Raw genomic sequence first — 13093 nt, forward strand, 5'->3', positions numbered from 1 at the left:
GGGCCGCCTTAATGACCGGGGAAGCGTTCAGCGAGCATGGCGCGGACCTGCGCGGCGTCCTCCAGCTTCAGCGCGGCTTCGGCGGCGTCGCGGCAGGTTGCCATGTCCAGTCCGCGCACCATCGCCTTGATCTCGGGCAGGGCGCCCGCGCTGGCGGACAGTTCGGTGACGCCAAGCCCGATCAGCACCGGCGCCGCCAGCGGAAAGGACGCAAGGTTGCCACAAACGCCGATCCAGCGGCCCTTTGCCGCCGCGCCCTGCGCGGTCAGCGCGATCAGGTGCAGAACGGCAGGGTGGAACGGGTCAAGTTGCGGTGCAAGGCGCGGGTTGATGCGGTCCATAGCCAGCGCATATTGCGTCAGGTCGTTGGTGCCGATGCTGAAAAAATCGACCTCATCTGCGAAACGCGCCGACAGCAGCGCGACCGAAGGCACCTCGACCATCACGCCCAATTCAATCGGTTCGGCCCGGCCAAGCGCCGCCATCTCGGCGTCGATCACGGCACGGACGTTGCGCAGATCCTCCAGCGTGGCGATCATCGGCAGCAGCAGCTTGACCACGCCGTAAGGTTTCACCCGCAGGATGGCGCGGATCTGGTCGCGCAGCAATTCGGGCTGGAACAGGCTCATACGGATGCCGCGCAGGCCAAGGGCGGGGTTTTCATCGGCGGGAAGCTGGACATAAGGCACGTCCTTGTCCGCGCCCGCGTCCAGCGTGCGGATCACCAGCGGCCGACCGTCCAGCGCATCGGCAATCGCCTGATACTGCTGGAACTGCTCCTCCTCGGTGGGTGCGGTGGCGCGGTCGAGATACAGGAACTCGGACCGCAGCAGGCCGCTGCCCTCGGCCCCGGCTTCCAGCGCGGGGGCGACATCGGCAAGCTGGCCGAGATTGGCCATAACCTCGATCCGGGTGCCGTCGGCCATGTGGCAGGTCTCGGCGGCATTGGCGCGGCTTTCGGCGGCGCGCTGGCGGCGGGCTTCGGCGCGGCTGCGGGCGGAGTCCAGATCGGCGGCGGGCGGGTTGATGCGCAGCGTGCCGGTCTCGCCCTCAAGGATGACGCTTTGCCCATCCGGCACCCGCATCGCATCGGGACCGGCGGCAACCACCATCGGCACCCCACGCGCGCCGGCCAGAATGGCGATATGCGCGGTCGGGCCGGATGCGGCAAGGCAGATCCCCGCAAGCTGCGCCGGGTCGAGTTCTGCGAATTGTGAGGGCAGCAGGTCTTCGGCAAACACAACCGTGGGTTCGGTCAGGGTTACGCGGCTGTCGGCCTGCCCGGTCAGCAGGCGCACGACCCGGCGCTGCACATCGGCCAGATCGCTGGCGCGTTCGGCCATGACCGCATTGCCAAGGCTGCGCAGCGTGGTGATCTGTTCGTCCAGCGCGGTTTTCCACGCGAATGCGGCGCTTTTTCCCTGTTCAATCAGCGCCTTGGCAGCGTCCTGCAAGGCGGCGTCATCCAGAAAGGACAGATGCGCCTCCATGATGGCGGTCTGGGTGTGGTTCGCGCCGGTGGTGGCGTTGCGCAGGGCCTGCCGGGCAAGGTTCAGCGCATCGGTCAGGGCTGCGCCTTCGGCGGCCGGGTCGCGGCCGGTCTCGGGGACCTCCAGCGCGGCCTGCACCAGCCGCAGCGATTGGCCAATGCCAAGGCCCGGCACGGCGGACGCGCCGCTGAAATCCAGCGCCTCACCCATAGCCAGCAGAGGGGCGGCAGCGGTGACAGGGGCAGCGACAGGGGCCGCCGAAGGGGCTTCGGGCGCGGGGGTTGCGGTCCCGGTTTCGGGCGTGAAAGAGGCAATGAAATCCGCGATGGCCTGCACGGCCTCGCGTCCCTCGGGACCGGCGGCGGCGATGGTCAGCCGGTCGCCCTTGGCCGCGCCCAGCGTCATCAGCGCGATGGGGCTGCGGGCGTCCACGGTCTTGCCATTCAGGCTGATGCTGACGCCGACCGGCGCGGATTTGGCGTGTTGCGCGATGATACCTGCGGGACGGGCGTGCAGGCCGAACGGGTCGATCAGCACGGCCTCGACACGGACGGCTTCGCCGGTCGTCGCCGCAGGGGTCTCGGTTGCCGCGCCTTCGGGGGTGAGGGTCAGCGCCGCATCACCCACCGCCACCGCGCCGGGGGCCGCAAGGTCGGTCAGGGTGAAGCCTTCATTCGTCAGGATCACCGGAATCACCATGGACGGCACCTGCGCGGCAATCGCGTTACGGTCAAAGCCGATCAGCGCCTGCCCCTGCCGCACGGCGTCGCCTTCGCGCACCTGCGGGCGAAAGCCCTTGCCGTTCAGCCCCACGGTGTCGATGCCAATGTGCATCAGCACCTCGGCCCCGTTGCGGGCGCGCAGGGTCACGGCATGGCCAGTCGCAGGCAGGCTGATCACCGTGCCGTCAAAGGGGGCAACCAGCATATCGGCTACCGGATCAATGGCAAAACCGTCGCCAAGCACCTTTTCCGCGAACACCGGGTCCGGCACATCGGCCAGCACCAGCAATTGCCCGCTGACAGGGGCAGCAACCGTGACCGGTCCGCTGATCGGGGACAGGTCCGGCGCGGGCTGTGCGGGTTCTGCTTTGGGTTCTGGCTTGGAATCGGGGGATTTGCTGCCGAACATGCCAAACAGTTTCATGTGGTTCCTTTCCGGGCGGCTGCGCCCTTAATCAATGCCCCGGCTCATCGGCCAGTATGTCAGCGCCAGTGGCACCGGGCTTGTGACGGTGATCCCCTGCGTCGCAGCAGGGGGATAGATGCGGGCGCTGATGGCGATTTCGCCGTCGCCCGCAAAGATTTCCACGCTCGAATGATCCGCCAGCACCCGCAGGCGGCACCCTTGGTCCGGGGTTAACGCGGCGTCAGCCAGCAGAGTTTCGCCTTCATACAGGGTTATTGCACCATTGCCGACCCGCAGCGTCGCATGGTCGCGGATGGTCAGCACCAGCGGTGCATCCGCCTGCACCAGCAGATCAAAGGCCCGTGCGTCAGGGATGCTCAGAGCATCGCCCGCCAGTTGGGTTTCCGGGCCGCGCAGCGCCGCCAGTTCCGCCACCGGCTGTTGCAGCAACCGGCCGTCGCGCAGGTGCAATTCCCGCGGCACCGTCAGACAGTGGAACCAGCCATGGGCGACGCTTGGCGCGGTTTCCTGTTCCGGCAGGCCCATCCAGCCCAGCATGATCCGCCGCCCGTCCGGGTGCGCAAATGTCTGTGGCGCGTAAAAGTCGCGGCCATGATCCAGCCGCTGAAACGGGCCGTGGTCATAACCCGCCGAGGCCAGATCAACCCGGCCTGTGACATAGCCCGCCAGATTGCTGCCGGGGCGTTGCTCGGAAAACAGCAAGACATCGCTGCCGTCCAGCGCGAACAGGTCGGGACATTCGCACATATAGCCGTGATTGCCCGGCGTCAGCAGTTGCCCTGACAGCTCCCAATGGGTCAGGTCGGGGCTGTGCAGCAGGATGACGGTGCCTTGTTCAGTCTCGGTCTGGACGCCAAGCACCATCCGCCATGCGCCGTCCTGATACCACAGCTTCGGGTCACGGAAATGCGCCGTATAGCCGGGCAGGGGGCCGCTGATGACCGGGCCGTTTTTGGTAAATGCCACCCCATCTGCGGACCGGGCAAGGCATTGATAGGTTTGACGGTTGCCGTCCTGATCCTTGACGTTGCCGGTATAGATCAGGGTCAGCCCGTCCGCATCCACCGCGCTGCCGGAATAGCAGCCGTTCTTGTCAAACCAGTCGGTCGGGCCAATCGCGGCGGACAGGCGCTGCCAATGCGCCAGATCGGCGCTTGCGACATGGCCCCAGTGTTTGTTGCTATGGGTGCAGCCCGAGGGGTTCCACTGATAGAACACATGCGTCTGGCCGTTCCAGTGGATCAGCCCGTTCGGGTCATTCACCAGCCCTTGCGGGGCGCTGATGTGGAAGGCTTGTCGCCAGGGATCGTGTGTCATGGCTGGCCCTCTTGTGGCTGGCGGCGGGGGCGTGGCCGCCCCCGTCCGTTGTTCAGGCTTGCTTGGCCTTCGGTCCGGTCAGGGCGAACAGGTAAGACCCCACGCAGGCCACGCCAAAGGCAATCGCCATGCCGATGATATAGTTCAGCATCGAGGCGGGCTGCACGATGGCGATGCCGGGCACCCCGGTCACGCCCACCGCCGTCATGCCGACTTTGGTCGCCACGACATAGGCACCGCCGACCGCGCCACCGACAGCAGCCGCAAAGAAGGCGCGGATAAAGCGCAGGTTGATGCCGAACAGCGCGGCCTCGGTGATGCCCAGCAGGCAGGACAGCGAGGCGGGCAGGGCGATCTGGCGCACCTTCTGGTCATCGCTGCGCAGGAACACGCCAAGCGCCGCGCCGCCCTGCGCCACGTTTGCCATGGCCCAAATCGGCAGCAGGAAGTTCACCGCAATCGCAGGATTGGCCAGCAGGCCCGCCTCGATTGCGTGGAAGCTGTGGTGAACGCCGGTAATGACGATGGCGGAATACAGCCCGCCGAACACCAGACCCGCCAGCGGCCCACCGACGTTATACAGCCATTGCAGCCCGAACGAGATGCCATCGCCCAAGCCCCGGCCCAGCGGTCCCAGCACCATCAGCGCGAAAAACGCCGAGATCAGTAGCGTCAGGAACGGCGTCAGCACGATGTCCAGCATATCCGGCACCACGCGGCGGACGGCACGGTTGACGTAGGACATGACCCAGACGGCAATCAGGATCGGCAGCACCGTTCCCTGATAGCCAAGCTGCGCGACCTGCATCCCGAACAGATCCCAATATTCGCTGACGCCGCCGCCCACGGTCCAGGCGTTTTGCAGCGCCGGGTGGATCATAATGCCGCCAAGCGCGGCTGCCAGGAACGGGCTGACGCCGAATTGCTGCGCGGCAGAAAAGGCCACGAGGATCGGCAGGAACACAAAGGCCGTGTTCGAGATCATATCCAGCATTTCCAGCAGCGCCGAATCGGCAGGCAGCCAACCCATCGTGCGAGTCAGGCCCAGCACACCCATCAGCAGGCCACAGGCCACGATCACCGGGATGATCGGCACAAAGATATTGGACAGCAGCCGGGCAAAGCGTTGCAGCGGGTTCAGGTTTGCGCCCGCGTCCTCTTTCGCTTCCTCGGTCGAGACGGGACGCACGCCCAGCCCGATCAGGTCGGCATGGACCCGGTTCACCGCGCCCTGACCAATGACGATCTGGAATTGGCCACCGCTTTGGAAGGTGCCTTTGACCTCCTCCAGCGCATCCAGCGCGGCTTTGTCCACTTTGCTGCTGTCTTTCAGCACCAGCCGCAGGCGGGTTGCGCAATGCGCGGCGCTGACGACGTTATCGGCGCCCCCGATCAGGGGCAGGATCTGACTGGCTGCGGTTTCGATGCTCACGATTGGCCTCCCTCGTGGCGGGTTAGGGTGTGGTATCGGTTTCTTATTGCAGCGCATAGGCGCAGAAAGGGCGGTTTGACAAGAAAAATCCACGCTGCATAGCAGCATAGACAGGGCGTGGGGGCGGGATCAGCGGGGTAAAATGGCGGAAATTGGCTGATAATATGAAAGCGATTTCATACATATTCAGACCGGTATGTTCAGGCCGGCGGGCAGATCGCCGCAGCCTGAATTATGGGCGGTTTGGGGTCAGCGCGGCGGTTGGATCAGCCGTCCGCTGTGCCGGTCCATGCCTTTGCCTGCGGCGGGCCAAGGCGCAGCAGGTCCACGGCACGGGCGGCGATCTGGTCGATCACCTCAGCCAACGAATCGGGGCGCAGGTAAAAAGCCGGGACCGGGGGCAGGATCACCGCGCCCATTTCGGTTGCGGCGGTCATGTTGCGCAGATGTGCCAGCGTCAGGGGGGCCTCTCGCGTCAGCAGGATCAGCGGGCGGCGTTCCTTGAGCTGCACCCCGGCGGCGCGGGTCAGCAGGTTGTCGTCCAGCCCATGTGCGATGGCGGCAAGGCTGCGCATCGAACAGGGTGCGACGATCATCCCTTGCGCCGGATGCGAGCCTGAGGCGATCGAGGCCCCCAAATCCGTCACCGGATGCACCCGGTCGGCCAGCGCCTCCAACCGGGCCAGCGCGTCCGGCCCGACCTCATCGGTCAGCGTGCGCCCCGCCATGCGCGACACCACCAGATCGACCAAGACCCCGGCGGCCCGCAGATGTTGCGCACAGGCCAGCCCCAGCGCCGCGCCGGATGCGCCGGACAGTCCCAGCGTGACCCTCATGTGACCAGTCCTGCGCGGGCCAGAATATCGGCGGCGCGGGCCTCATGTTCGGGGTTCAGCGCCATGACCTTGCCCCATTCGCGGGCGGTTTCGGTGCCGATCTTGGTGGTGGCGTCGATGCCCAGCTTGCCCGCCAGCCCTTCCTCGGGCGAGGCAAAATCAAGGTAATCCATCGGCGTGCGGTCCAGCACCATCAGATCGCGCGACGGGTCCATGCGGGTGGCCAGCGCCCATGCGATGTCGTCCCAGTTGCGCACGTCAATGTCATCATCCACCACGATCAGCAATTTCGTGTAGCTGAACTGCGGCAGCATCCCCCACAGCGCCATCATCACCCGCCGCGCTTGTCCGGGATAGCGTTTGCGGACCGAGATCACCGCGATGCGATAGGAACAGCCCGCCGGGGGCAGCCACAGATCGCTGATTTCGGGGATTTGCGCCCGGATCACCGGCAGAGCCAGCGCGTTGAACACCTCACCAATGACCGAGGGTTCGTCCGGCGGGCGCCCGGTCACGGTGGTCAGGTAAAGCGGCTGATCCCGATGGGTCAGGGCGCTGACCCGCATCACCGGGAACGGCTCAACCGCGTTGTAATAGCCGGTATGGTCGCCAAACGGGCCTTCCGGTGCGGTCTCACCGGGGTGAATCCAGCCCTCGATCACCATTTCGGCGCGGGCGGGGACCATCAGCGGCACGCTGCGGGCCGGCACCAGCTCGGCCCGTGCGCCGCGCAGCACGCCGGAAAAGGTCATCTCTGACACGGTTTCGGGCAGTGGCAGGGCGGCGGCCAGCAACATGGCCGGGTCAGCACCAAGCACCACCGCCACCGGCATCGGTTGGCCCGCCTGCGCCCATGTCCGGGCGTGGGCGGCCCCGCCGCGATGCGCCAGCCAGCGCATGACAAGCCGGTCGGGACCAAGCACCTGCGCCCGGTAAACGCCAAGGTTATAGCGGGTCACATCCTCGGTCCGGCTGTCATGGGGGCGGGTGACAACCACCGGCCAGGTTATCAGCGGGCCGCCATCATCGGGCCATGGGGTCTGGATTGGCAGGGCGGTCAGGTCCGGGGCTTCGGTCACGTTTTGCTGCACCGGGCCGTGGCGCAGCAGCCGGGGGCGGGTCGCCAGTGCCGCGCGCAGCATCGGCCAGCGCGACAGGGCATCGCGCATCCCCTCCAGCGGGGGCGGGCTGCGCAGCGCGGCCAGAAACGCGCCGAAATCCGGCACCTGATCCAGCGTCAGCCCCATGCCTGCGGCAACCCGGTCTGGCGTGGCGAACAGGTTGGTAACGACCGGCATCCCGGCGGGGCGCCCATCCGGCAGGGTGGCTGCGTCAAAACGCAGCACCGGGCCGCCAGTACGCAGCGCGGCAAGTTGAACAGCGGTCATCTCATGGCGCACGGACAGCGGGTCAGACAGGCGCAAAACCTGTCCGCGCCCCTGATTCCATTCAAGAAAAGCACGAAGGTCGGTGAATATGGGCAGAGTCCGCACGCCGGTCATCCTGTGTCAGCCTGCCTCATGGCTAACATGCGGGTGCGGGGTAAAGACTTGCCTTCGGTCAAGTCCCGGCCCGTGCGGCAGGGTTAGCCTGACCCGCGACAGGAAAGGATGCCCATGCCCGCCGACCATCACGCAACCGACGTTCCGCGTTGTCCGCGTCCGATTGCCCTTGCGCTTCGCCCGCTGCCCTTGCCGCTGCTGGGGGTGGGGCTAAGCCGGTTTGCAGCGCGGATTTCGGACCAGCATCCGGGGCTGCTGCGCCGCCTCGGTGATTATGCCAGCCGCAAGGTGCTGATTGACCCGACCGACCTGCCGTTCACGCTGTTGATGGACCCGGCGGCGGGACCGCGCATCACCGCGCACCGCCGCCATCATGCGCCGCAGGCTGACGCCCGGATTGCCGGGCCGGTGGCGGCGCTGGTGGGGATGCTGCATGGCCAGTTCGACGGGGATGCGCTGTTTTTTGCCCGCGACCTGACCATCGAAGGCGATACCGAGGCCGTTCTGGCCCTGCGCAACGCGCTGGACGATGCCGAGCTGGACCTGACCGAAGAGCTGGCGCAGCTTTCCGGCCCCTTTGCGCCGCCGCTGCGCCGTCTGGTTGCTGTGGTCGAAAAACTCAGCGGGCTGCTCCTGCACCGCGCCGAACAGGAGGGATTCGCATGATGGAACTGGTTTGCCCGGCCGGCACACCCGCAGCCCTGCGCGCCGCCGTCGATGCCGGGGCGCATACGGTCTATTGCGGCTTTGCCGATGACACCAATGCCCGCAATTTTCCGGGGCTGAACTTTTCCCCCGAGGAAATGACCGAGGGCGTCGCCTATGCCCATGCGCGTGGGGCCAAGGTGCTGGTGGCGATCAACACTTTTCCCCGCGCCGGGGCGGCTGCGATCTGGCATCGTGCCGTCGCCAATGCCGAGGCCGCCGGGGCGGATGCGGTGATTCTGGCCGACCTTGGCCTGCTGGATCATGCCGCCACCCATCACCCGAACCTGCGCCGTCACCTGTCGGTGCAGGCGGCGGCGGCCAACCCCGACGCGATCAACTTTTACGCTGAGGCGTTCGGGGTGCGCCGTGTCGTTCTGCCGCGGGTGCTGACGGTGGATGAAATCCGCGCCATCAACCGCGAAATCGACGTGGAAACCGAGGTGTTCGTGTTCGGCGGGTTGTGCGTCATGGCCGAGGGGCGCTGTTCGCTGTCCTCTTATGCCACCGGGAAATCGCCGAATATGAACGGCGTCTGCTCTCCGGCCAGCCATGTGGTCTACAGCGAGGAAGCTGACGGGCTGCGGGCGCGGCTGGGCGGCTTTACCATCCACAAGACCCCGCCGGGGCATCCCGCACCCTATCCGACGCTGTGCAAGGGCTGCTTTACCTCGGGCGAGCAGACCGGCCATGTGTTTGAAGACCCGGTCAGTCTTGACGCCACGCAACTGATCCCGGCGCTGGCCAAGGCGGGCGTTACCGCGCTGAAGATCGAGGGCCGCCAGCGGTCACGCGCCTATGTGGCCGAGGTCGTGCGCACCTTTCGCGCCGCAGTCGAGGCCGAGGCGGCGGGTCAGCCGTTGCCCGTGGGTGCGCTTGCGCGGCTGACCGAAGGCCAGTCCGCGACCACCGGCGCCTATGCAAAAACATGGAGATAACGGCATGGACCTGACGATTGGGGCCAACCAGTTCTTCTGGCCCGCTGAAACCGTCCGCAGCTTTTACGCCGACATGGCTGCCACCCCCGCCGCGCGGGTGGTCTTGGGCGAGCTGGTCTGTTCCAAGCGCCTGCCGTTCTGGGAACAGGAAATCCCCGGCGCGATCGAGGTCTTGCAGCAGGCCGGAAAGCAGGTGGCGCTGACCACGCTGGCGCTGATTACCCTGAAACGCGAACGCAAGCTGACCGCTGACCTGATGGAGATGGGCCTGCCGGTCGAGATCAACGACCTTGCGGTGCTGCATCATGTGCCGCAGGGGCATGAAATCTGGGTCGGGCCGCTGGTGAACGTCTATAACGAAGGCACGCTGGACGTTCTGGCCCGGCGCGGGGCCACGCGCATCTGCCTGCCGCCGGAACTGCCGTTGGCCTCGGTTGCGGCGCTGGCGGCGGCGGGTCAGGATGCGGGTGTGGCGGTCGAGGTCTGGGGCCACGGTCGCCTGCCGCTGGCGGTGTCGGGCCGCTGTTATCACGCGCGGCTGCATGACCGGGCCAAGGACAGTTGCCAGTTCGTCTGCGGCGATGACCCGGACGGGCGCGATGTCGAGACGCTGGACGGCCAGCCCTTCCTTGCTGTGAACGGAATCCAGACGCTCAGCCAATCCACCGCTACGGCCGCCCATCATGTGCAGGCGCTGCAAGAGGCGGGCGTCTCGGCCCTGCGCCTGTCACCGCAAAGCCGCGACTTTGCCGGGGTGGTGCGGGGCTATGAGGCCCTGCTGGCCGGTCAGACCGACGCTGCCAGCCTGACCGGGATGCTGAAAACCTCGGTGCCGCTGGGGCGGCTGTCGGATGGTTTCCTGATGGGACCAAGCGGCACGGATTATTCCGCAGGCCGGTAGCGGCGGATGGGTTATGGTCCCTCGCAGAACCGGCTGTCCGCGATGCGGGGCTGTCCGACCTCGGCCCCATAGGCGCGAAAGCCGGTCTGATCCAGTGTCAGGATGCGATAGCAGGGGTTCCCACCGGTCCAGAACGGCGTCGGGTCGTTCAGGTCGGTGACAAAGCGATGTGCATTGGCCTGACCCGAGCTGAAGGTGATGCCGTCAGCGGTGGTGCCGGTCAGCGGCACATGGATATGGCCAAAGACGATATGACGGATGCCGCCCGGATGGGCGTGCAGGGTGGACATGACCGCATCCGCATCATGCAGCCCGATGCGGGCGAAATGGGCCAGACCGTCCACAACCGGCGGATGGTGAATGAACACCGTGACCGGCTGTTCGCCCGCGCCGCCCAAAGCCTCGCGCAGCCACGAAAGACGTGCGGCACAATAGCGACCGCCGATGGTGGCCGGGTGGTGGCTGTCCAGAAACAGCAGCCGCCCGAAATCGCTGTCCAGCCATGATTGCACGAAACCGGCCCCGTCGCGGGGATGATCGGAAAAGGCGTCCAGAAAGGCCGGGCGCGCGTCGTGATTGCCCAGCATCAGCCTGACCGCGAAGGGCAGCCCCTCCAGCATCTTGCGCAGCATGGCATAGGCCGAGGGGTCGCCATCGTTGCACAGATCGCCGGTTATCACCAGCAGATCGGCGTCGGCATGGCGGGTGCGGATGTCGTCAAGCGCAAGCCGTAACTGCGCCGCAGGGTCGATCCCCCACAGCGTTTCGCCGGGCGGCAGCAGATGGGTGTCGGTGATCTGGATGATTTTCATGCTGGCCTCTGTCTGGGGCGGGGATCTGGCCGGTTTACCGACGCTCTGAAGGGGGCATCCGGCGCAACGGATCGGTCGCGGTGTCCGGGTGGTTCCCCCGATGCGGCCCGTTCATCACCTTGCCAAAAGTGGCCCTTTGGCAAGGCAGTCGCGGCGGTGATCCGGATGATCCTCGCGAGGGAGGCGGGGCCGCGACAGCCCCGCCCGATGCGGTTATTTCATCAACGCGTTGGTTTCATCGACGATCTGCTTCAGCCCATCCTCGGGCGAGACCTCGCCGCGCATCACCGTGCCGATGATGTCGCGCTGCGTGCGCCAGATGCGCACGGAATCGCCGCCCGGATAGCCGGCCCAAGGACGCGACTTGTCAGCCTTCGATCACATCGGCGACGGCATCCATGGCGCGGGCCGAATAGACCATTGCGGCTCCGGCGTTCATGGCGACGGCGACGCCAAGGGCTTCGGCGATCTCGTCCTGGGTCGCGCCCTGCTTGACCGCTTCGGCTGCGTGAACGGCGATGCAGCCGTCGCAACGGGTGGTGACGGCGACCGCCAGCGAGATCAGCTCGCGGGTTTTGGCGTCCAGATGCCCGGTTTCCGCCCCGGCGCCGGACAGCATCTGATATCCCTTGACGGTTGCCGGGCTGCGCTTGCCGATGTCACCGATGCGGGTCATCAGTTGCTTGCGATAGTCTTTCCAGTTCAGCATGGCGTGCCTCTGTTATGGGTGTGACAGGATCAAGCTAAGTGGTGGCCCGCGCTTTTCCATGTCCGATGCAAAGGATTTCATGTCTAAACGTCTCAATCGTGCTGGCTCAGCGGGTTGAGACGATCTGACAGTTATGCAAGACGCCTGAACCCTGTGCTTGCCCCGCTTCGCAGGCATATTGTCAGCGCCTGAACGTAACCACCCGCGAAACCCCGAGGATCTGATGGATATTGTCGGTGATCTTGTCAGCCTGTGTGACCTCAGCGGGTCGCTGGATTTGCGCTGTCATATGTCGGGCGATTGCTTCGTGGACCATGACCCTTCGCCCGTGGGCGAGGCGGTTTTTCACATCGTTCTGGCCGGGCGGGTGCAGGTCGATGTGCCGGGGCAGCCGGATTTCGTGGCCGGGGCCGGTTCGGTCATCCTTCTGCCGCAGGGGGCGGCGCACCGGCTGCGCAATGCCAATGGCCGGGGACCAGCGCAGATGCGCCGTGCTGCCGGGCTGTTCGCGCCTGAAGGCGAGCAGCCGCCGGAACTGGACCTGCTCTGCGGGCGGTTCGGCTATGACCGGCTGATCGGGCCGATGGTGTTCGACGGGCTGCCGCCGGTGCTGCACCTGACCCCGGATTTCGGCGCGGGCGAGCTGGACGCCATTACCCGGCTGATCCGCCGCGAGGCCGAGGCCCGCCATGCCGGTGCAACCGAGATCGTCACCTCGCTGACCACGGTGTTGTTCGTGCTGGCCCTGCGGCAAAGCCTGTCGTTGCCGGACCCGGATCACGGTATCATTGCGCTGTTGGGCGATCCGGCGTTGGCACCCGCAGTCATCACCATGTATCGGCACCCGGAAAAACCCTGGACCGTGGCCTCGCTGGCATCCGAAGTCGCCATGTCACGCGCCACCTTTGCCCGCCGCTTTGCCGAACGCGCCAACCGCGGCCCGGCCGAGACCCTGCTGGCGATCCGCTGTCAGCTTGCCTTGCAGCAATTGCGTGGCAGCACCCGTTCGGTGGCGGAAATCGCGCATGATATGGGCTATTCCTGCGAGATTTCCTTTGGCAAGGCATTTGCCCGGCAGGTGGGCATGACCCCGACCACCGCCCGCCGCCGCTATGCCGCCGAGGTCAACCAGCCTGCCGCGTGATCGAATCGCGGTCGTGTAAGGCGTTATGTTTTCTGGGATATTTCGATCAGACAGACGAACCCTATCTGTAAGACGCCCGATATGAACCGGACCCCGGTTTGATCCGCATCAAAGTTTGCCGCGCTCTCTCTGATCCCATGGCCGGGACACGCGCTGAA

11 protein-coding genes are annotated in these 13093 nt (G+C 66.1%); 4 read left to right on the forward strand and 7 right to left on the reverse strand.

What is annotated here, in order from left to right:
* Positions 1 to 8: 8 nt before the first annotated feature.
* The 5 genes from ptsP to Q4G24_RS02305 form a co-directional block, all read right to left on the reverse strand.
* Positions 9 to 2636, reverse strand: a complete 2628-nt coding sequence (gene ptsP, locus Q4G24_RS02285) for a phosphoenolpyruvate--protein phosphotransferase (RefSeq protein ID WP_303364886.1) — start codon at positions 2634 to 2636, stop codon at positions 9 to 11.
* 27 nt (positions 2637 to 2663) lie between these two features.
* A complete protein-coding gene (locus Q4G24_RS02290) occupies positions 2664 to 3956 on the reverse strand; it encodes a glycoside hydrolase family 32 protein (protein WP_303364887.1) in 1293 nt (430 codons plus the stop codon).
* A gap of 52 nt (positions 3957 to 4008) precedes the next feature.
* Positions 4009 to 5388 (reverse strand): sucrose-specific PTS transporter subunit IIBC, encoded by a 1380-nt coding sequence (locus Q4G24_RS02295; RefSeq protein ID WP_303364888.1) that lies wholly within the window; start codon positions 5386 to 5388, stop codon positions 4009 to 4011.
* Positions 5389 to 5654: 266 nt separating this feature from the next.
* Positions 5655 to 6224 (reverse strand): UbiX family flavin prenyltransferase, encoded by a 570-nt coding sequence (locus Q4G24_RS02300; protein WP_303364889.1) that lies wholly within the window; start codon positions 6222 to 6224, stop codon positions 5655 to 5657.
* Entirely contained in the window at positions 6221 to 7717 is a 1497-nt protein-coding gene (locus Q4G24_RS02305; RefSeq protein WP_303364890.1) for a UbiD family decarboxylase, read from the reverse strand. Before Q4G24_RS02305 ends, Q4G24_RS02300 begins: the two co-directional genes overlap by 4 nt.
* Before the next feature lie 123 nt (positions 7718 to 7840).
* Between Q4G24_RS02305 and Q4G24_RS02310 the strand changes: the two genes are divergently transcribed.
* From Q4G24_RS02310 to Q4G24_RS02320, 3 genes are read left to right on the forward strand one after another with little or no spacing between them, the layout of a single operon-like run.
* Positions 7841 to 8392, forward strand: coding sequence for an SCP2 domain-containing protein (locus Q4G24_RS02310; protein WP_303364891.1), 552 nt, complete (start codon positions 7841 to 7843; stop codon positions 8390 to 8392).
* Entirely contained in the window at positions 8392 to 9369 is a 978-nt protein-coding gene (locus tag Q4G24_RS02315; RefSeq protein WP_303364962.1) for a peptidase U32 family protein, read from the forward strand. The genes Q4G24_RS02310 and Q4G24_RS02315 overlap by 1 nt, the downstream gene beginning before the upstream one ends.
* 4 nt (positions 9370 to 9373) lie before the next feature.
* Positions 9374 to 10270 (forward strand): U32 family peptidase, encoded by an 897-nt coding sequence (locus Q4G24_RS02320; protein ID WP_303364892.1) that lies wholly within the window; start codon positions 9374 to 9376, stop codon positions 10268 to 10270.
* An 11-nt stretch (positions 10271 to 10281) separates the two neighbouring features.
* On the opposite strand, the gene Q4G24_RS02325 is transcribed toward Q4G24_RS02320, so the two are convergent.
* Together Q4G24_RS02325 and Q4G24_RS02330 are read right to left on the reverse strand one after the other, a co-directional pair.
* Positions 10282 to 11082, reverse strand: coding sequence for a phosphodiesterase (locus tag Q4G24_RS02325; protein WP_303364893.1), 801 nt, complete (start codon positions 11080 to 11082; stop codon positions 10282 to 10284).
* 367 nt (positions 11083 to 11449) lie between these two features.
* Entirely contained in the window at positions 11450 to 11791 is a 342-nt protein-coding gene (locus Q4G24_RS02330; RefSeq protein WP_303364894.1) for a carboxymuconolactone decarboxylase family protein, read from the reverse strand.
* Between the two features lie 223 nt (positions 11792 to 12014).
* Here Q4G24_RS02330 and Q4G24_RS02335 point away from each other — a divergent pair, with 223 nt between their 5' ends.
* Positions 12015 to 12935 (forward strand): AraC family transcriptional regulator, encoded by a 921-nt coding sequence (locus Q4G24_RS02335; RefSeq protein WP_303364895.1) that lies wholly within the window; start codon positions 12015 to 12017, stop codon positions 12933 to 12935.
* Positions 12936 to 13093: the final 158 nt, after the last annotated feature.

The organism is Paracoccus sp. (in: a-proteobacteria) (assembly GCF_030538695.1).
GTDB lineage: Bacteria > Pseudomonadota > Alphaproteobacteria > Rhodobacterales > Rhodobacteraceae > Paracoccus.

Excerpts from the sequence above, each read along its gene's own strand:
- ptsP (WP_303364886.1), bottom strand. The coding sequence starts at position 2,636 with ATGAAACTGTTTGGCATGTTCGGCAGCAAATCCCCCGATTCCAAGCCA.
- Q4G24_RS02290 (WP_303364887.1), bottom strand. The coding sequence starts at position 3,956 with ATGACACACGATCCCTGGCGACAAGCCTTCCACATCAGCGCCCCGCAA.
- Q4G24_RS02300 (WP_303364889.1), bottom strand. The coding sequence starts at position 6,224 with ATGAGGGTCACGCTGGGACTGTCCGGCGCATCCGGCGCGGCGCTGGGG.
- Q4G24_RS02310 (WP_303364891.1), top strand. The coding sequence starts at position 7,841 with ATGCCCGCCGACCATCACGCAACCGACGTTCCGCGTTGTCCGCGTCCG.
- Q4G24_RS02315 (WP_303364962.1), top strand. The coding sequence starts at position 8,392 with ATGGAACTGGTTTGCCCGGCCGGCACACCCGCAGCCCTGCGCGCCGCC.
- Q4G24_RS02320 (WP_303364892.1), top strand. The coding sequence starts at position 9,374 with ATGGACCTGACGATTGGGGCCAACCAGTTCTTCTGGCCCGCTGAAACC.
- Q4G24_RS02325 (WP_303364893.1), bottom strand. The coding sequence starts at position 11,082 with ATGAAAATCATCCAGATCACCGACACCCATCTGCTGCCGCCCGGCGAA.
- Q4G24_RS02330 (WP_303364894.1), bottom strand. The coding sequence starts at position 11,791 with ATGCTGAACTGGAAAGACTATCGCAAGCAACTGATGACCCGCATCGGT.
- Q4G24_RS02335 (WP_303364895.1), top strand. The coding sequence starts at position 12,015 with ATGGATATTGTCGGTGATCTTGTCAGCCTGTGTGACCTCAGCGGGTCG.